Here is an 18,241-nt window from a genome sequence, read left to right on the forward strand (position 1 = left end):
TTCATTTTAGCGAAATTTTTGCAAAAAAGAAACGTGCGCCTATGAGAATCGAAAAAAAGTCGAGACACGTCTCGACTTCTTCATCTGCCAAGCAGCGCTGCCTTTGCGACCGAGTCAGCCCGGTTGTCTGCCCGTGGGATCCACTTGATGAACGTGACCGGCAGTTCGTCGTAGGCGATCAACGCCTCAAGAAATAGCGGTTTGACCGATTTGTCTTTCATAAAGCGTTGCTCGAGCGCACGCACAATCGTCTCGGCGTCTGAATAAAACAGGAACGTCGACTCCCCTTCGAGCGCTTCAGCTTGTTTGAGCGCGAAGACGAGTGCCGCGAGCTCGGCTTGAACGCTCGATAGCCCGGTCCGCTTCTCTGTGAACGTAACGACCGTCCCATCGGTCGCCTTTAGCCAGACACCGAGCCCGTTCTCCCCGGTCTGTTGATTCGTGGCCGCGTCAAAATAAACGTGAACCAAAGCGGTACGCCTCCCAGTCGGTCTCGATCGGAGCGTCGATATCGATTTGTGACAGACGCTTCGACAGCAACGCGACTTCTTCGTGACCGTCCAATTTTTTCGCATACTTTTGATGTGCTTCAAGCAACTGTTCCGTTCGCAACAGCTCGTATAATTGCTCGACGGTATCGTATGACTGCACGAGGATCGTCGCCGTCTTCGGACCGATCCCTTTGACGCCCGGAATGTTGTCCGACGCATCGCCTTGGAGCGCCTTCACATCGACGAACTGTAACGGTCTCACCCCGTACGTCGCTTCGAACAATTCCCGGCTCATCAACAGTTCCTCGCCTTTTTTAGGGACAATTTGAAACACGTTCGAAGATAACAGTTGATGCAAGTCCCGGTCGGACGAGTACATGTACGATTCCCCGGGGAACGCCGTCGCGACGGCCCCTATCAAATCGTCCGCCTCGTACCCGGCCAGCTCAGACTGAAAGATGCCGCGTTCCGTGAGCGCGGCCCGCAGTTTGACGTAATCATGAAACAACGGTTCCGGCAGACCGGTCCGGGTCGCCTTATAGTCGGGAAACAAGGCGAACCGATGGGTCGTCTCTCTTGGTCCGTCCCAAAAGAAAGCGATATGGGTAAACTCGTTCGTCCAGCCGTCGACTTTACGGAGCAAACCTTTCAACGTCACTTCGGGGTCGAGCGCCCGGCGCCGTTCGGTCGCAAAATAATAACGCGATAATAAGTTAAATCCATCTACTAGCATCAACCTCATCGTTCATTCACCTCACAAGCTTTCATCCCGCGTTCAAGCGCTTCCCGGTCAAGTTCTTTGCCGATCCAGACAAAAACAGACCGGGTATCGTCGCTCGGTTCATTGGCGAACGTCGCGCCCATCAACTGGTTCGTCGCCTGGACGACAAATTTTGAAGACTCGCCTTCAATACGGACAATCGCTTTGAGACGATAGACGTCTTGTTCATAGTGCATGAGCACTTCTCTGACGTAACGCGTGACCCGCTCGCGGTTTAACGGCACGTCGGTCGTGATCGTGATGGCCCGCAGCGTCGAGACGGACGTATGTCCGGCTGTCAGCTCGCCGAGCAGACGTTCATCGATGCGGGAGAGCTGGAACGTGTTCTCGAGTAACTCATACGCTCCGACCGTCTGCTCGGTCTCGATGACACGTACGGTCGGGTTCAATTCACGAATCCGGCCGTGGGCACGACCGAGCTCGGCCTCGCTGACGAGATCGACTTTGTTGAGCAAGATCACATCGGCATAGGCGATTTGATGGATACCTTCGATGAACAGTTCGCGGTCCATCTGGCTCGCATCGACGACGGTCAAAATCGCCGTCAGTTTAAAGCGCGAGCGTAAGTAATCGTCGTAATAAATCGTCTGGATGATTGGGGCCGGGTCGGCAACACCTGTCGTCTCGATGACGATGCGATCGAACGACTCGCCTCGCGAGGCGAGTTGATAAAACGTCTTGCTCAAATCATTTTGGATCGAACAACAAATACAACCGTTCGACAGTTCGATCTGTTCTTGATCCATGTTGACGATCAATTGTTCGTCAATGTTGACCGAGCCGAGCTCGTTGACGATCAAGAGCAATCGTTCGTCCGTCGCTTTTAAAAGACGGTTCATATATGTCGTTTTTCCGGCGCCTAGAAAGCCGGTCACTAATTGCACGGGAATCATGCCTTGCACCTCACTTTATAAATTTTCGTGGACCCGTGCCCACTTCTCGTAGCGAGCGTCCAATAAGTCGATCAAATGGAGCAGCCACCCTTCGGTCGTGGCCGGCAGGACGCTAGAACCCCATTCCCGTTTTCCGTGGTGGGACAAGATCATATGCCAAATCCGGTGGTGGACGTCAAGCGGCAACGTGATGCCGGCGGCTTGCTGACTCTTCTCGAACAACAGCCCTCCGTATGGCATGTGACCGACCAGACTCCCCATCGGATTGATGGCGATCCCTGTCGTCTCACTCGTGCCGGTGACGTAAAACAGCTGCTCGAACCGTCTCGGTGACGACAACAGATGACTGTATTCGAACAACTTGCCGATATCATGGAACAAGATACCGAGCGCGAGCTCGTCCCAGCGGAGCGGTTCTTTCAGTTCTGCCATCGCCTCACACGCCGTATAGAGCGACTCAAACGTCCCACGGAACGCCTGCTCGACTTTAACACCGTTCATCGTATTCCATACGTCTACTTTGTGCAACTGCTCCGCTTCTTTGATGATCCGGAACGCAGTCGCTAAATAATCGTCTTGCTCTTGGATGCGGTAGCCGAGTCGCAGCATGCAGACCGTATGTTTTAACAGTCCACCGACGTAGTTGTGGTGATGATAGAGCGCAGCCGGCGCCAATACGAAATCGTCCCAATATTGATCGAGGAGCGCCAACGCGATCGCCTCATAGTCCGGAGACAGCGTCGACAAAATCGCGAACAGCTCTTCGGCATACTGATCGAACGTCTCGTCGCCTGGAAGTCCAGGTAAGAGCGACACCGCCTCGTCCCGGGACATCGGTTGGACACGATCGATCGTGATCGATTTGGCGCCGTCCGGCTTCGGATAGACGTCGATCTTTCCTTCTAAGGCGATCACGCCCGATTCGTAAATCGGTAGCAGTTGATCTTCGTTTCCCCGCAGCCAGTGTTTGGCCCGGATCAGCCCGCCAGACGTCGTCAAATTAAGTTGCAACCATTTGGCGCCAGACTTCCCCTCCCGCACCTCGACCGAACTGACGAGCGCATTCGTCTGAATCGGTGTCCCGTCCGACAAATCCGTTAGCCGAAGCGTCGACTTCTCGACTTTCGGAACTTGAAACCTGGCCCGGTCGAACGTACCACCACCCGCGACCGCGTCGATCTGTTGATAATAATTCATGATATGACCCCCTTTTTCTTCTCTTTGCCCATTGTATCGTGTTTTATCGTTCGAGGCGAACATACTTTCGTTACTGGTCAGAAACTTGCGAGGAATATATTGAAAGCGCTTACCTATATTGTTACGATATAAGTAGTTACAAAAAGGGGGAATGATGATGATTTCACTACTAGACACGTATGAACGGTTGATCGCGACAGGGGAAGCGGCACGTTATGCAGATGTCCATCCAACGATTGACGGTATCCTTGAAGGGGCGGTCTGTCCCGTATCAGACAATGAGCTTGAGCAGGCAGTCGCCGGTCACGCTGGAAATCCATATACGCACGACGACCTCATCGACTCGGTAGTCGCGCATGAGATGAAAGGGGCGATGGCCGCTTTAATCGTCTCAGGGTATCCGGTGCAAACACCGCTCGCGAAAGCGGTCGTCTTATCTGCCTTCGCCCGGACGAACCGGATGAATATCGATAAGCTGAAAGAGCTCGGTCACGCCGACCTGCTCGTCCGCATCCAGTCGGCCGACCGCTCGTGGAAACGGACGTATACGCACTTGTATCGGTCGAGTCCCGCCCAAATGTGCGAGCAACTCGACTCGTTGCTCGGTGGCTGCGCCATCCATCGCGTCCTCGAGGCGCTCCATGATGACCGCAACATAAAAACGGCATAAGAAAAGAGCGGTCCCCGGGCCGCTCTTTTCTTATGCTTTAATTAACCTTCCGTCATCTCGACCGCTTCCGGTTCGAACAACGTGACGTTCCGTGCTGGCGAGAACGTCGAAATCGCATGTTTATAAATCAACTGTTGGCGCCCTTCCGACTCGACGATCACTGTGAAGTTGTCAAATGATTTGATGACTCCGCGAATTTGGAAGCCACTGACTAAAAACACGGTCGTCGGAACCATCTCTTTGCGCAATTGGTTCAGAAAATGATCTTGGATGTTATAGCTTGCCTTCATGTTGCATTCCCCCTAGTCTATGTCTCGTTCAAATAATCGGAATTTTCGAAAAAACTCCTCAACCTCATCATAGATATTTTTATACGATAGTTCAAATGATTTTTTTCCCATATCTACCCAAATCCCATCAAATTGATGACGGAACCACGTTAATTGCCGTTTTGCAAACTGGCGTGTATGTTGTTTCAACGTCTCGGTCATCCGCTCTCGCGTCAGCTTCCCGTCTAAGTATGGCACGACTTCTTTATAGCCGATGGCCCGTAGCGCCTGTGTCTCCCGGTACCCGGCACGCAATAAGCGCTCGACTTCTTCGATGAGACCCGCTTCGATCATCAAATCGACGCGATGATTGATCCGCTCATATAAGACGTCGCGATCGGCGTGCAGGACGAACAACTTGTAATCGTAGTGCTCAGATGGGGCACTATCCATTGCCTGCTCGTCACCTGAGAGCGCGACTTCGAGGGCACGGATGACACGGCGGACATTATTTGGATGAATAATGTCGGCGCGCCTCGGGTCGAGGCCACGCAAGCGGTCGTGCAAAGCCTCCGCGCCATGCGCTTCCGCTTCGGCTTCAAGCGCTGCACGCAGTTCCGTATCGACCGGTCGCTCCGTGAACTCGTAATCGTATAAAATCGCCCGAATATACAGGCCCGTCCCACCGACTACAATCGGCACCTTCCCGCGCGAGTAAATATCGTCGATCGCCGCGCGGGCGAGACGTTGAAATTTGGCGACGCTCATCGCTTCATCCGGGTCACAAATGTCGATCAAATGATGCGGTACGCCTTCCGCCTCTTCGACCGTCACTTTGGCGGAACCGATATCCATTCCGCGGTACACTTGGACCGAGTCGCCTGATACGATTTCTCCGTCGAACGCCTTGGCGAGCTCGATGCCCGTCTTCGTCTTCCCGACTGCCGTCGGCCCGACAATCACGATGACTGGTGTCTTTTTCATTTCTGTCACTCCTCAAACGAAAGACCGTTCCTAAAAAGGAAACGGCCCGTCAAATTCTTCTTTTAATTGTATCATCAAACACGACCGCAAACAGCATCCAACCGCAGATTAATAAACCGAGCAGTAAAATCAAGCCATCACTCATCTGTGACCGCCTCCTTTACCTACTCCTTTCCCACTTTTCACACTTTAGACACAATTTAACATGCAAACTAAAAACGCTCAGGATGAGCGTTTTTAGTTTGCCGTCTCGACTTGGCGTTTGAACCGCGACATCGCGAAGGCAAAGTAGAGAACAGCCGTACCGCTCGCCGCCCACCAAATGACGTCATAGAGCGGCGTCATCAAATTGGCCAAGCCGAGCAATGCGGGTACGATCAACGTCAACCAAGCGAGGACGAAGGCGACGCGTGCTGTCACGCCGTCGCTCGCTCGTTCCAGCGCCATCCCATAGAAGAACAATCCCCAAAGGAACGACCAGAACAACCACGTCACCGCGCCCATGCTGTCACCGTTCGCGAACCCGACGACGGCGTAAAATAGTGCCGAAATCGCGACGAACAGTGAGAACCAGCCGACACCGCGTCCGTCCAAGTTAAAGATGAACGTCACACCGACGTACAAATACGTGAATGCGAACAAGTAAATACCTGCGTATCCAAACAGTTCTGACGGGCTCGCCCCGATGACGAGCCATGTCGCGATGAACGCCTGGAACATACCGGTGAACAGGCTGAACACCCCGGCACTTTTCATATCGACTTTCCCAAACAGGACGAGGCTGTTAATGAACAGTGCCACGCCGCCGAACAACAAACTAATATTCCCCACAATGATTGCTCCTTTGTATAGATGTCTGACGTCTGATTCGATACGTCCACTGTACATTGGATTCGCTTTCAACGCAAGAGGGAAATGATTCGTTCACAGGGTGGACTCACCTTCCAAACTAAAAACATCTCTTCCACGTGGGAAGAGATGTTTTTCAGCTTAGTAGATGCCGACCGCGTCAAACGATTTCGCGGCAGCAACGGCTTGTGTGCTCGTCGAACCGTAAAGGTCTTTAGCCGATTGGACGACCGCTTGGCGAAGACTCGAGAAGTTCGAAGTCGGTGTCAAGTAGACCGTGAGGGCGCGGTAGTAGATGTCCCCCATCTCCATGACGCCGACACCTTGGACCGAGACACCGTAATGCGATCCGCCATTCCCTAACAAGTAGGCCGCTTTATTGACGATTCCTGAGTTGATATGGACACCGCCATTGTCTTGCGTTCCTGTATAACGCACCGAATAGTGATCCGGGTCACCGTAAGCGGCCGGGTTCGACATCGAACGTAGAGCGTCCCCTGCAACGCCTGGCGTGTAGATATCCTCCCCGACCAACCAGTCAAAGTTCGATCCGACACTGTATTCGGCGACCGTACCAAAGATATCAGACACCGCTTCGTTGATCGCACCCGATTCGTTCTGGTAGATCAAACCGGCCGTGTACTCGGTGACGGCGTGTGACAACTCGTGGGCGACGACATCGAGCGCACCCGAGAGGTACGTGAACGTCTGTCCATCCCCGTCCCCGTAAACCATCTTGCTGCCGTCCCAGAACGCGTTGTTGTAACTGCGGCTGTAATGGACCGTCGAGTTGAGGGCCGCCCCGTTGTTGTCGTAACTATTGCGGCCGTAAGTGTTTTTGAAGAAATCGTACGTTTTCGTCGCATTCACGTGCGCACTGACCGCGGCCCGGTCATACGTCGTGTTCAAGACGTTATCGACGTCGGCCCAAAGTGATCCGGGAAGACGTGTCCGGTTGCCGGCATCGTACGTGTAGATGCCTTTACCGCGCGTCGAGTCTTGTAAATAGTAATATGAACCGCTCTTCGTCGTCTTGAACGTTTGGCTCTGTCCGAGCACGTCGATGCCCGTTCCGGTAAACGACGTTCCTGTGACGCCGTTCGCCGGTTTGGCGTGGGCCAACTGGTTGTATTTGTTCAACACCTCGCCGCTCGACGCATCGATGAAGTACGTCCAACGTGATGGTTCCTCAGCATCGAGGATCGTCCCGGTCACCTCATAGGCATAAGCCGCTTCACCTTTGTTCGGGTAGATGACGAGTTCCGCTGCCGGCTCGAGCTCGTAGGCGCCTGTATGACCGACAAGTTCTTTATAGCGGGCGACTGCTTTTCGTTCGTTCAGTTTGATCGATTTATGTAGTCCTTTCAGTTGTTTCGTGTCATCGACGACCGTCTTCAATTGCCCGGCCTCGTCGACCACTCCGACGACGATACCGCCGAATACGGGAACACCGTCCACCGTCTGTTGGAGTTTGACGACTTGTCCGACTTTGTCGCGCTTCGATTCGATCGTTTTGAATTCTCCTTTCGCTTTGGCGAACTCTTTGACGATCGTCGCCGGCGCCTCAGTCGATGGTTTTGTCAACGTGCCTGTCTTCAGTTCTGCCGCCCCGGCGAATTGTGGAACGAGTAAGACGCCTGCGATCAATGATGTCGATAAAACTTTTTTCATATGTGTTTCCCTCCTTATGTGGTGTCTCTTACTTTACATAGTTTCCCACAGTTAAGGAATCCAACTTATTGATTATTTTGACAATTCTAACTATTGAGACATTTAACCTATTCAGTCTTCCTGTTTAGTGCTTTCAACCGTATAAAAAAAGCGTCACCGGGATGGTGACACTTTCTCATTTAATAGACATCTTTTTGGGTGAAGTGATAGAACGCGTACGCCAACGCCGCGAGCGTCCAAACGAAAATGACGATGAGCGAGAACGGCAGTGTCATCCCATCGATCGGCGGGGCTTGCCCCTCGAGATAGGTATGAAGACCGAAGTTGACGTTCACCAAGTATTTCGAGCTGTCCCAGTTCGAACCGAGCGACGTGAGGAGCGGTCCCGAAATGAGGATGGCCATCATGATCCCGATCCCGGTCGCCGTATTTTTGACGAGGACCGAAATCATGAGTGCGATCGTACCGACGGCCGCCACGACGAACCACGATAGACCGACCGACATGAGCAAGTATTGCCACATCGGCAGCGTATGGACGAAGTCGGTCGAGAACGTCCCGGTCGCTGAGGCCTGGAATCCGGTCAAGATCGGTGCGGTCCAACCGTCCCATCCGAGCACGATCCCGGAAATGGCGTAACTGACGAACGCCGTGATGAAGATGAGGATCGATGTGTACAACAGCGTCGTCATCCATTTCGCCAACAAAATCTTAAAGCGCCGGACCGGACGTGACAACAGCGTCTTGATCGTCCCGTCGTTATGCTCGCCGCTGACGATGTCTGCCATCAGAACGATGATGAACAGCGGCAGGACGAGCGTCGTCCCTTGGGAGAAGAAGACACGCATGAACGTCGGCGCCCCAGGATAACTCGGGTTGATGTCGTTATCTAAGTAGTATTGATTTTGTTGCACTTGGAACTCGAGGATTTGCCGGAACTCGTCTTGGACGTTCGCCGAGGCGAGCCGGTTTTGCGTATCGACAATCTCTTGCTGCAGGTCGACACGCCAGTCGATCGTCCCTTGCTCTTCACGCTGCTTCTCGATTTGACGATAGTTAGCGTACGTGAACATCGAGACGAGTACGACGAGGATGACCGAGACGACCAATAGTCGTCGTTTATTATGGATCTTCAACACTTCGTTACGAATCAGGCCGAGTAAAGATGGATTAGACAATATGGTCACCCCCGGTCAATGTGATAAACAGTTCTTCGAGCGTCTGAACACGTCGTTCGAGACCAAAGACTTCCACATCTCGATCAAGCAAATAACGATTTAATCGGGCCGTGTCTTCTAAGTTCATCGAGACACGGATCGTCCGTTCGTCGACGACGTCCGCCTGCTCGATCGATTCAAAACCACGAACAATCGGCAACACCTCAAAACTGTCCGCCACGTGAACGTCGACCGTCGACGCCAATTCATTGATCAGCTCTTGAACGGTACCGACTTTCACAATCTTGCCGCGCGACATGATGGCGACACGGTCAGCGAGCAACTCAATTTCCGCCAAGATGTGGCTTGAAACGAGCACACTGAGTCCGGTTTCTTCGACGAGGCGACGGATAAACAGTCGCAAATCACGGATCCCCATCGGATCGAGCCCGTTCGTCGGTTCATCTAAAATCAAGACACGCGGGTTGTTGAGCATCGCTTGCGCGATTCCAAGCCGTTGGCGCATCCCGAGCGAGTACGTCTTCACTTTGTCATCGATCCGGGCCGTCAAATCGACGAGGTCGATCACTTCTTGAATCCGGGCCTCCGTGATACCCGGTAACATGCGCGCGAACACGTTCAAGTTCTCGCGGCCGCTCAAAAACTTATACAGCTCGGGATTCTCGACAATCGCCCCGATCTGGTTCATCGCTTGGACGAACTGGCGCTCGACGCCAAAACCGCAAATCGAGACGGACCCTTTCGTCGGTTTGATCAAGCCGACGATCATCCGGATCGTCGTCGTCTTACCAGCACCGTTCGGTCCTAAAAAGCCGAACACTTCCCCAGGAAACACATCGAACGAGATATCGTCGATGATGGTTTTTTTCCCGATTACTTTTGTCAAATGGTCTATTTTCAATGTTGGTTGCATCGTCTCACCTCAACTCTATTCTAGCGGACTCGTCCGCTTCTGTCCTATTCGAACATTCACATAGGGCAGGTTCAAATATATTTGATATGATGGTTACATAGAAAGTGAGGTCATCAGATGAAAAATGGGAAATGGTATGCTTTTTTAATCGGCTCTGTCTTGTTGACGGCAACGGCCTTGTTTGGTCTTTGGATCGGGTATCAAGACATCGTCAACCCGCCGGAGCGTACGCTCTCGGTCAGCGAAGATACGAGACCTGAACCGGACGGCGAGATTTTCGTCGCTCTCGGTGATTCAATCACACGCGGCGTCGGTTCGACGTCAGGCGCCGGTTACGTTCAACCGGTCAGCGCCGCTCTCGAAGACCAAGATATCCGCACACAAAACTTGGCCATATCGGGGGCACGCACCGAGGACCTGCTCGCTCAGCTCGCTCAACCGGAAGTTCAGCGGACAATCAAAAACGCCCGCTACATCACGCTCACGATCGGCGGCAACGACCTGTTCAACCGGGGCGAGAACGTCGATAACTTCGAATCTGTCGATATCGAACAAGTCGTCACGGACGCTAAAGCAAACTTAAATGATATCTTTGCACAAATCCGTGGTCTGAACGACACGGCTCAAATCGTCTATATCGCGCTTTACAACCCGTTCCCCGAGAACACGAACGGACAGGCGTTCAACCAGCTGATTCTCGACTGGAACGCTGCGGCGGCTAACCTTGGGAATACGTACCGCATCGACGTGATCGATCCGTTCGCGTACGTGAGCGACGTCACCCGAGACCTCGCAAGCGATCAGTTCCACCCGAGCGATCGGACGTATGAAAAACTTGCCGATGACATTTTATTTATCCTCGACTAAACACGTTTGGCCTGATCACATGGATCAGGCCATTTTTACCGTTCATATTGGATAAGCCACGTCTCGTCGACTCGTTTCATCGCCGTGCCGTACCAACCCGTCTTCAATAATTCGACTTGGCCGTCCGTATCACTCATCTCAAGCCACGCCGTCTCACCTAACGGTCGCCAACCCGTATGCAGTTCTTTCATAAAGATATAACGAAGTTTACCGCCATACTTTTGTTTGAGGGCGCCGATTCTTAGGCCCAGGACAAACTTGTCCTTCAAGCTCGGGATGTTGAACGGGGCGACGGTCGCACAGACGAGGTCAAACCGCTCGTCTTGGCTCAACTCTTCCATCAACAGCTTCCCTAAATGCTGCTGCAAACGGTAGCCCCGATAAGACGGATCGACGTTCGTCACCTCCTGATAGATGATGCGATCGAGTTCATCCTCACGCCGCCCGATGTCACGACCTAAATGTTCGTCATCGAGCGGCGGGATGAGCAACGCCCGAAACGCGATCAACACCCCTTGATGGAACGCGCCGATGATCGTCTGATCCGACAACAGCTTCATGAATTCGTCTGTCGTGAGCGCTTGGTAATGGCTACCTTCGGCCAAATCAGCAATCACGGTTTGTTGCACCGCTTCGATGGCCGTCATGTCTATATCGGTCAGATGCCGAACGTCGAGTTCAAGTCCATTGCATTCACCGTGCCACATGATCGGCGCCTCCGACTTCGTAGTAATCGGTCGTCAGGCGACGGAGCACGTCCTCATCGACGTCGACACCGAGACCCGGGCGGTCGTTCAAGCGGATGAACGGTAAATCGTACGTCAAATTGCCGACGTCCGTAGCGAACCGGAGCGGGCCGGTCAGTTCGACCGATTGAACGATTTTACTCGAGAACGCGACGTGGAAGCCCGCGCTCGAGGCGATCGACGATTCGACCATCGAGCCGATTTGACACTCGATACCGGACATCTCGGCCATATGGACGAGTTTTTTCGCCGGATAGATGCCGCCGCACTTCATCAATTTCACGTTCACTTTATGCGCCGCTTGCATCATCGTCAAGCGGCGCATGTCGGCGACACCCCGTACCCCTTCGTCAATCATAAGCGGGACCGATATTTTGCCTTTGACTTCGAGCATTCCTTCAAAATCGTCGGCTTTGACCGGTTGCTCGACCCAATCGATATCGAACGGTTCGAGCTTACGCATCGCCTGCAGCGTCTTCGCCGCGTTTACCCAGCCTTGGTTGACATCAACACGGATTGGGACGTCAGGACCGACCGCTTGCCTTACTGCCGCGACACGACGGACGTCCGAGGCGACATCGACGCCGACTTTCATTTTGACGGCCGTGTAACCTTCCGCGACCTGTTCCGACGCTTCCGCCGCCATCGCTTCAGGCTCACCGATACTTAAGACGTGTGTGACCGGGAAGGCGTCGTGATAGCGTCCGCCGAGCAACTCGTAGACGGGTTGTCCGAGCTTCTTCCCGATCAAGTCATGGCAAGCAATGTCGAGCGCTGCCTTGGCCGCTGGAACGTCACGGATGGCCCGGTCCATCTCGTCGTGAATCCGTTCTAGATGCATCGGGTTCCGTCCGATCAACAGTGGACCGAGCAAGTGGCGAATGACACTGATCGTACTTTCAAGCGACTCGCCCGTCACGTGTTCGTCGGCAACCGCCTCACCGTACCCGACGAGACCGCATTCGGTCGTCATCTTGACGATTACCGACGGCATGACGTCATAGCGATGGTAGCTGACGATGAACGGGACTTTGAGCGGTAGTTCAATCGCAAACAGTTCTATTTTTTCTAGTTTCATGATAAGTGCTCCTTTACATTTAAAAGTTCATTGTATATATTGTCGTTAAATAGTCGCTAAATTGCAAGGAGGAGTTTTCGCATGTCGCTTCATTTAGCAATCGTCGGTTCAGCCGACTTCGTCGCTACCATCACGGCGCTGGCCCCCGATTATGAAGACGTTCGCTTCGCCTACTATACGTATCAACATCCGCACGAGGCGGCCACGATCGCCAAGCAGCTCGGTTCGTTCGACGGCGTCTTCTTCTCAGGCTCGTTCCCTTATTCGTACGCGCTGCCTTATCTCAGTACGAATATGGCGCACCACGTCGTCCAAGACGAGACCGTGCTGTTGACGACGCTCTTGTCGGCGGCGCTCACTCGTGCCGTCTCCCTCGAACACGTGTCGATCGATGTGATCGAGCCGAAACGGTTGGCGGCGATTTTATCGTCCCTCCCCGCAGTGACGACACCACCTCGTTTAATGAAGATTCATCCTGACGTCGACTTTCAAGACGTATTCGCGTTTCACGCGGACTTACAACCCGCTCAAACGAACTTGGCCTTGACGAGCATCGAGCGTGTCCACCGCCAATTGCAAGAGCAAGGCTACGAGAGTCAGCTCATGATCGAGCCGCCGAGTACGATCCGGTACCACCTCGAGCAACTGATTCAACGTGTTCGTCAACTATTGGCGGACAACGCTCAATTTTCAATCATTTTATACGATACCGATTCCGAGGCGCTCCGCGACCATTTGGCAACGGTTCACTATATCGGCGGACATCTCGAAACGACGGACGGTCCCTCGACCGCTCTGTTGACGACGAAAGGCGAGACGATCAGCGCCCTCGAAGAAAACACGCTCGCCCCCGCGTCTTTTGACTCTTCAATCGGGATCGGCTACGGCACCCAATACCAACAAGCTTACGAACATGCACAAATCGCCCTGTCTGCAGCCACCGACGAACGAGTCCGCATCGTTGACGACTCGAAGCGATTGTCTTTCCCGAAACGCGCCGACGTGATTTCTTACCGTGTGACCGAAGAAGTTGCGTTCGATATCGTCAAACAAGTCGGCATCAGTCCGGCCAACGCCGGCAAGATCATCCGGTTCTCGAAACGCAAACTCGAGTTCACCGCCAAAGAGCTGACCGACTACTTGAACGTCTCGCGCCGGACGACCGAGCGGCTCATCAAAAAATTACATGACGCCCAGCTCGTCCGTGTCATCGGTGAAGAAATGAGCTACGCCCAAGGCCGCCCCCGCGCCGTCTATAAATTCAATTTCCCGGCCTAGAGGGCCGGGAAATTTTTATAATGCCGCTTGATCTTCGACTTGTGTTTCTGCTTGCAACACCGTGATCCGTTCGATCGTGAACCCTGTGAACGCATAGATGATCGAGATGACCGGGACGACGAAGTTGAGCACGGCGTACGGCGCGTACTCGAACGCCCCGACACCGAGCGTCCCGAGAATGAACACCCCGCACGTGTTCCACGGGATGAACACTGACGTCAGCGTGCCGCCGTCCTCGAGCGCCCGGGACAAGTTCTTCGAGTGGAGCCCCATCTTCTCATAGGCCCCGGCAAACATGCGTGCCGGCACGACGATCGATATGTATTGCTCGGAACACGTCGCGTTCGTCGCAATCCCGGCAAGAATCGTCGATGCGATCATCGAGCCGGCCGTCTTCGCCAGTTTGACGATCTGGTTCATGATTGATTGCAGCATCCCCGAATACTCCAAAATCCCCCCGAACGTCATCGCGACGATCGTCATCGAGACGGTATACATCATCGCGTCGAGCCCACCCCGACTGAATAAGTTATCGACGAGCTCATTGCCGGTGTCGATGACATAGCCGCTTTGAAGCGCACCGACGCTATCCGAGAGCGATCCGCCTTGAATGACGACTTGGGCCAGGAAGCCGAGCGCGATCCCGACGACGAGTGCCGGGATGGCCGGTACTTTTTTCGTGACGAGCACGATGACCGCGAGCGGAATCAGTAGCAACCAAGGCGAGATGACGAAACTGTCCTCCAAAATGCCGAGCGTCTGCACGATATCTGAAGGATTCGTCGCCGTATCATTGAAACGCGTCCCGAGCCACCAATAGACGCCAAGCGCGATGATTAGTCCCGGAATCGTCGTATAAAGCATATGACGGATGTGGACGAACAAGTTCGTATGCGTCAAACCGGCCGCAAGGTTCGTCGTATCCGACAGCGGCGACATCTTATCGCCGAAGTAGGCGCCCGAGATGACGGCACCTGCGACCATCGGCGCCGGAATCCCCATGCTGAGCCCAATGCCCATCCCGGCGACACCGATCGTCCCCATCGTCGACCACGAACTGCCGATCGACAAAGCAACGACCGCACAGATGAGACAGATCGTCACGAGGAAGTAGGCCGGCGAGATGATCTTCAACCCGAAATAAATCATTGTGGCGACGACGCCTCCCCCGATCCAGGCGCCGATCGTCAAACCGATCAAGATGATGATGACGACCGCCGGCAAGGCGAGCCGTATCCCCTTGTACATCATCTCCTCGATGTCTTTCCATTTGTACCCGTGACGCCACGCGACAAGCGAAGCGGTCGCCGTCCCGACGATGAGCGGGATGTGTGGCCCTTGCTCGAGTTTGACGATGGCGACGAGCATGACCCCAATCATGACAAGTAGCGGCAACAACGCCCAACCAAGCTTCATGTCTTGCCTGTTCCCCTGTAGTTCCATGTAAATTCCTCCCCGTTAGCGAAAATTCAGAATTGTCGTTATATTGTCGCTAATGAAATTATGATAACGCTTACATGAGAAGTTGGCAACAAAAAAATGGACGGCAAGCTCACGCCCCGTCCATTTCGTTTCACTTTATCGTATTGCAACCGCTCGGCGTAGCGTCTCGGCGAGCAAAGCCGCCCCTTCAGGCAAGACGTCGCGGTCGAACGTCATCTGCGGGTGATGCAGTCCCGGCGTCAAATTTGCCCCGATCCCGATCATTGTGGCATCGAGTCCCGGTTTCTCGACCGTGTAAAAATGAAAATCGTCACTTCCTGACGTCACGATGCGATTGACGAGCGCGTCCTCGCCATGGAGTGCGATGATCGCTTCCGCTGCAATCCGGCTCGAGTGTTTCCCGATCTCGGCACCCGGCGTGAAGTCTTGCCATTCCAACTCGATCTCGACGCCATGTAGCACGCTAATTTGATGTAACATCGTCTCGAGACGGTCACGAAGCTCGAGCAGTTCTTTATTTTGCTGGGCCCGCACGTCAATCGAGAACGTGGCGTTGCCCGGAATGATATTCATGTTGTCACTTCCTGCCTGGACACCGGTCAGCTTGATCGAATGCGGCTCAAACGGCGACAGATAGATGCTTTTCAACATCTGTTGGATCGTGAAGACGACGTCGAGCGCATTCTGACCTTGGTGTGGCCTCGCACCGTGGGCATCGTCTCCGATGATCCGTCCTTTCAAGAACAAAGCGGCGCCGTGTTGAATCGCAGCGGCGTATTGGCCGCGCTTCAGCTCTTCGAGCGGGCGCAAATGAATGCCGTACAAGTGGCTGACATCGTCAAGTGCCCCTTTATTGATCATCGCGAGCGAGCCGTTACCTTGTTCTTCCGCCGGTTGGAAGATAAAGCGGATCCGTTTCGAGAGCGCCTCGTCCTTTAACAGCTCGAGCGCGCCGAGCACCATGCTTATGTTGGCGTCGTGGCCGCACGAATGGTTGGCCCTGAACTCTCCGTCGACTTGTTGCCATAAGGCATCGATATCGGCTCGGACGGCGATAACGTCGGCACCGGTGCCGATTTCAGCGATGACACCCGTCACGTCGTCAAACGTCTCGTGACGCACGTTCCATGACACCAAGATGTCCGCAATCGTCTTCGTCGTCTTTTCTTCTTTCCAACTCACTTCCGGATGAGCATGAAAATGCTCGAACCAGTTCAGTACGTTCGTAGTCATGATTGATTCCCCCGTTATGTAGTCACAGTTTCTTGACGCCTTTGATCAACACCCATTGCAGCGGCAGTCGACCCCATGTCACCCATTTTGGTAACGTCTTGCCCCCGATCCGGGATGGTTTGAGTGCCATATTGATGTTTGCCGGGAACACGGCAATCAAAAAAGCTGGCAACGTCTTCTTGACGAAGCCGGTCCCTTTGTTTAAGAGCAACAACACGCCATAGACGACTTCAATCACACCGCTAGCCTGTACCATGAAGCGCTTAAACGGCCATGATTTCGGAATAATCGACATGAAGGCGCGCTCTTGAACGAAATGCATGATGCCGGCCCCTAAAAATAACACACCGTATAACTTACGAATCACGTTATCCCCTCCTTTTTCTAAGCATAACAAAAAAGATGGGCATCGTGCCCATCTTTACAACGCGTCTCCGTTCGCATTTTGAATCTCGACATCGACCGTTTCGGTCTTGCCGTCCCGGACGTACTCGATCGTGACGACGCCGTCCGTGTCACGAATCAATTCGCTCCGCAAATCGATGAACGAGGACACGGGTTGATCGTTGATTTTGACGATGACGTCACGAGCCTCAAGGCCCGCTGCCGCCGCCGAACTGTTCGCCTGCACGTCGACGATAATCGTCCCGGCCGTCACCGACTCCGGTAGGTTGATCTGTTCAGTCAAATAACCAGGCGGGAACTCATTAACGTCACGCAATGAGACACCGAGCGACGGATGGTTCACTTCGCCGGTCTGCTCAATTTGATTGATTAGCGGCAACGCGATGTCGACCGGAATCGAGAAGCCGACCCCTTCGACAGAATCGGTCGCGATTTTCATCGAGTTGATCCCGATCAACTGACCGGATTCATTGATCAACGCCCCACCAGAGTTACCGGGGTTGATGGCCGCATCCGTTTGGATGACTTCGGCATTGAAGTCGGCTTGTCCGTTCTCGTCCGTATCGACCGGTACGAGACGCGACGTCGAAGAGACGATCCCGCGTGTGACCGAGTTCTCAAACTGTCCGAGCGGGTTACCGATGGCGATGACCGTCTGCCCCGGTTTCAATTCGCTCGATTTCCCGATTTTAATCACAGACGATACGTTGTCCGCGTCGACTTCGAGCACGGCCAAATCGTACGTCGCATCGCTTCCCATGAGCTTCGCATCAGCAGTTGAACCGTCGTTGAACGTGACGGTCAGACGGTCGGCGCCATTGACGACGTGATGGTTCGTGACGATGTAAGCCGAGCCATTTTCTTTTTTATAGATGACCCCTGATCCGACACCCGCTTCGACCGCTTCGTTCGAGAATCCGCTCGCCGCGAAGTTGTTCACGGTCACGACTGCCGGTTGTGCCACCGCGACCGCATTGGTGACCGATGTGTCTTTGATGTTCGATGAAGTTTGGACAGGTGTCCCGTCTGGCGTCACATTCGTATTCGACGTGACGTCAGGTGCTTGATCGATAAACGGTAACGCAATCGCACCGGTCAACAACGCCCCGGCGACGCCGCCGATGAACCCTGGGAACATCCGGCTCATGAAAGAGGGCCGAGTGACTTGTTCTGCTTGCGGAGGCTCAGGCGCCCGCTTTGACGAACCTAGCTCTGTATCTAACCAATCTTCATGTCGATTTTGTTCATTTGGCCGATCATTTCGTTCCATAACATGTCATCTCCTCAATGATGTT

19 protein-coding genes are annotated in these 18,241 nt (G+C 53.7%); 3 read left to right on the forward strand and 16 right to left on the reverse strand.

Annotation, left to right across the window (positions count from 1 at the left end):
- Positions 1 to 80: 80 nt before the first annotated feature.
- Genes BJU60_RS02585 through BJU60_RS02600 form a run of 4 tightly spaced genes read right to left on the reverse strand, consistent with a single transcriptional unit; the run spans position 81 to position 3,362 of the window.
- On the reverse strand, positions 81 to 470 hold the full coding sequence (locus BJU60_RS02585; protein ID WP_070327352.1) for a reverse transcriptase-like protein: 390 nt from the start codon (positions 468 to 470) through the stop codon (positions 81 to 83).
- Positions 451 to 1,233 (reverse strand): 5'-3' exonuclease, encoded by a 783-nt coding sequence (locus BJU60_RS02590; RefSeq protein WP_070327353.1) that lies wholly within the window; start codon positions 1,231 to 1,233, stop codon positions 451 to 453. The genes BJU60_RS02585 and BJU60_RS02590 overlap by 20 nt, the downstream gene beginning before the upstream one ends.
- A complete protein-coding gene (locus BJU60_RS02595) occupies positions 1,230 to 2,165 on the reverse strand; it encodes a CobW family GTP-binding protein (protein WP_070327354.1) in 936 nt (311 codons plus the stop codon). Before BJU60_RS02595 ends, BJU60_RS02590 begins: the two co-directional genes overlap by 4 nt.
- 15 nt (positions 2,166 to 2,180) lie before the next feature.
- Positions 2,181 to 3,362, reverse strand: coding sequence for a DNA-binding protein (locus tag BJU60_RS02600; RefSeq protein ID WP_236633494.1), 1,182 nt, complete (start codon positions 3,360 to 3,362; stop codon positions 2,181 to 2,183).
- 157 nt (positions 3,363 to 3,519) lie between these two features.
- Between BJU60_RS02600 and BJU60_RS02605 the strand changes: the two genes are divergently transcribed.
- Positions 3,520 to 4,032 (forward strand): hypothetical protein, encoded by a 513-nt coding sequence (locus BJU60_RS02605; RefSeq protein WP_236633493.1) that lies wholly within the window; start codon positions 3,520 to 3,522, stop codon positions 4,030 to 4,032.
- Between the two features lie 41 nt (positions 4,033 to 4,073).
- On the opposite strand, the gene hfq is transcribed toward BJU60_RS02605, so the two are convergent.
- From hfq to BJU60_RS02635, 6 genes are all read right to left on the reverse strand, one after another.
- The gene (gene hfq / locus BJU60_RS02610; RefSeq protein WP_016509830.1) at positions 4,074 to 4,322 is read right to left on the reverse strand and encodes an RNA chaperone Hfq; all 249 of its coding nucleotides are present in this window, start codon (positions 4,320 to 4,322) and stop codon (positions 4,074 to 4,076) included.
- A gap of 12 nt (positions 4,323 to 4,334) precedes the next feature.
- Positions 4,335 to 5,285 (reverse strand): tRNA (adenosine(37)-N6)-dimethylallyltransferase MiaA, encoded by a 951-nt coding sequence (gene miaA / locus BJU60_RS02615; RefSeq protein ID WP_070327357.1) that lies wholly within the window; start codon positions 5,283 to 5,285, stop codon positions 4,335 to 4,337.
- Between the two features lie 237 nt (positions 5,286 to 5,522).
- Entirely contained in the window at positions 5,523 to 6,116 is a 594-nt protein-coding gene (locus BJU60_RS02620) for an AmiS/UreI family transporter (RefSeq protein WP_070327358.1), read from the reverse strand.
- A gap of 159 nt (positions 6,117 to 6,275) precedes the next feature.
- Positions 6,276 to 7,805, reverse strand: coding sequence for a M4 family metallopeptidase (locus tag BJU60_RS02625; RefSeq protein WP_070327359.1), 1,530 nt, complete (start codon positions 7,803 to 7,805; stop codon positions 6,276 to 6,278).
- A 179-nt stretch (positions 7,806 to 7,984) separates the two neighbouring features.
- Positions 7,985 to 8,983, reverse strand: a complete 999-nt coding sequence (locus tag BJU60_RS02630) for an ABC transporter permease (RefSeq protein WP_070327360.1) — start codon at positions 8,981 to 8,983, stop codon at positions 7,985 to 7,987.
- On the reverse strand, positions 8,976 to 9,896 hold the full coding sequence (locus BJU60_RS02635; RefSeq protein ID WP_070327361.1) for an ABC transporter ATP-binding protein: 921 nt from the start codon (positions 9,894 to 9,896) through the stop codon (positions 8,976 to 8,978). Before BJU60_RS02635 ends, BJU60_RS02630 begins: the two co-directional genes overlap by 8 nt.
- Before the next feature lie 117 nt (positions 9,897 to 10,013).
- On the opposite strand from BJU60_RS02635, the gene BJU60_RS02640 reads away from it, so the two are divergent.
- Positions 10,014 to 10,763: a GDSL-type esterase/lipase family protein gene (locus tag BJU60_RS02640; RefSeq protein WP_070327362.1), complete on the forward strand. Its 750-nt coding sequence runs from the start codon at positions 10,014 to 10,016 to the stop codon at positions 10,761 to 10,763.
- 35 nt (positions 10,764 to 10,798) lie between these two features.
- Here BJU60_RS02640 and BJU60_RS02645 read toward each other — a convergent pair whose 3' ends face one another.
- Both BJU60_RS02645 and BJU60_RS02650 read right to left on the reverse strand, forming a co-directional pair.
- The gene (locus tag BJU60_RS02645) at positions 10,799 to 11,470 is read right to left on the reverse strand and encodes a hypothetical protein (protein WP_070327363.1); all 672 of its coding nucleotides are present in this window, start codon (positions 11,468 to 11,470) and stop codon (positions 10,799 to 10,801) included.
- On the reverse strand, positions 11,457 to 12,587 hold the full coding sequence (locus BJU60_RS02650) for a mandelate racemase/muconate lactonizing enzyme family protein (protein ID WP_070327364.1): 1,131 nt from the start codon (positions 12,585 to 12,587) through the stop codon (positions 11,457 to 11,459). Before BJU60_RS02650 ends, BJU60_RS02645 begins: the two co-directional genes overlap by 14 nt.
- Before the next feature lie 81 nt (positions 12,588 to 12,668).
- On the opposite strand from BJU60_RS02650, the gene BJU60_RS02655 reads away from it, so the two are divergent.
- Positions 12,669 to 13,865: an HTH domain-containing protein gene (locus tag BJU60_RS02655; RefSeq protein WP_070327365.1), complete on the forward strand. Its 1,197-nt coding sequence runs from the start codon at positions 12,669 to 12,671 to the stop codon at positions 13,863 to 13,865.
- A gap of 15 nt (positions 13,866 to 13,880) precedes the next feature.
- Here BJU60_RS02655 and nhaC read toward each other — a convergent pair whose 3' ends face one another.
- From nhaC to BJU60_RS02675, 4 genes are all read right to left on the reverse strand, one after another.
- Positions 13,881 to 15,281 (reverse strand): Na+/H+ antiporter NhaC, encoded by a 1,401-nt coding sequence (gene nhaC / locus BJU60_RS02660; protein ID WP_438802337.1) that lies wholly within the window; start codon positions 15,279 to 15,281, stop codon positions 13,881 to 13,883.
- 162 nt (positions 15,282 to 15,443) lie between these two features.
- A complete protein-coding gene (locus tag BJU60_RS02665) occupies positions 15,444 to 16,541 on the reverse strand; it encodes an amidohydrolase (RefSeq protein WP_070327367.1) in 1,098 nt (365 codons plus the stop codon).
- Positions 16,542 to 16,563: 22 nt separating this feature from the next.
- Complete coding sequence (locus BJU60_RS02670) at positions 16,564 to 16,908, reverse strand: DoxX family protein (protein WP_173647363.1); 345 nt, start codon at positions 16,906 to 16,908, stop codon at positions 16,564 to 16,566.
- 54 nt (positions 16,909 to 16,962) lie between these two features.
- Positions 16,963 to 18,216 carry a S1C family serine protease gene (locus BJU60_RS02675; RefSeq protein ID WP_083273957.1) on the reverse strand — a complete coding sequence of 418 codons (1,254 nt, stop codon included), beginning with the start codon at positions 18,214 to 18,216 and terminating at the stop codon, positions 16,963 to 16,965.
- Positions 18,217 to 18,241: the final 25 nt, after the last annotated feature.

The organism is Exiguobacterium aurantiacum (assembly GCF_001766415.1).
Classification (GTDB): Bacteria; Bacillota; Bacilli; order Exiguobacteriales; family Exiguobacteriaceae; genus Exiguobacterium; species Exiguobacterium aurantiacum_A.

Coding starts and splice junctions, on each gene's coding strand:
- BJU60_RS02590 (WP_070327353.1), bottom strand. CDS start 1,233: ATGAGGTTGATGCTAGTAGATGGATTTAACTTATTATCGCGTTATTAT.
- BJU60_RS02665 (WP_070327367.1), bottom strand. CDS start 16,541: ATGACTACGAACGTACTGAACTGGTTCGAGCATTTTCATGCTCATCCG.
- nhaC (WP_438802337.1), bottom strand. CDS start 15,281: ATGAAGCTTGGTTGGGCGTTGTTGCCGCTACTTGTCATGATTGGGGTC.
- BJU60_RS02645 (WP_070327363.1), bottom strand. CDS start 11,470: ATGTGGCACGGTGAATGCAATGGACTTGAACTCGACGTTCGGCATCTG.
- BJU60_RS02675 (WP_083273957.1), bottom strand. CDS start 18,216: ATGGAACGAAATGATCGGCCAAATGAACAAAATCGACATGAAGATTGG.
- BJU60_RS02650 (WP_070327364.1), bottom strand. CDS start 12,587: ATGAAACTAGAAAAAATAGAACTGTTTGCGATTGAACTACCGCTCAAA.
- BJU60_RS02625 (WP_070327359.1), bottom strand. CDS start 7,805: ATGAAAAAAGTTTTATCGACATCATTGATCGCAGGCGTCTTACTCGTT.
- BJU60_RS02595 (WP_070327354.1), bottom strand. CDS start 2,165: ATGATTCCCGTGCAATTAGTGACCGGCTTTCTAGGCGCCGGAAAAACG.
- BJU60_RS02605 (WP_236633493.1), top strand. CDS start 3,520: ATGATTTCACTACTAGACACGTATGAACGGTTGATCGCGACAGGGGAA.
- BJU60_RS02655 (WP_070327365.1), top strand. CDS start 12,669: ATGTCGCTTCATTTAGCAATCGTCGGTTCAGCCGACTTCGTCGCTACC.
- hfq (WP_016509830.1), bottom strand. CDS start 4,322: ATGAAGGCAAGCTATAACATCCAAGATCATTTTCTGAACCAATTGCGC.
- BJU60_RS02600 (WP_236633494.1), bottom strand. CDS start 3,362: ATGAATTATTATCAACAGATCGACGCGGTCGCGGGTGGTGGTACGTTC.
- BJU60_RS02640 (WP_070327362.1), top strand. CDS start 10,014: ATGAAAAATGGGAAATGGTATGCTTTTTTAATCGGCTCTGTCTTGTTG.
- miaA (WP_070327357.1), bottom strand. CDS start 5,285: ATGAAAAAGACACCAGTCATCGTGATTGTCGGGCCGACGGCAGTCGGG.
- BJU60_RS02635 (WP_070327361.1), bottom strand. CDS start 9,896: ATGCAACCAACATTGAAAATAGACCATTTGACAAAAGTAATCGGGAAA.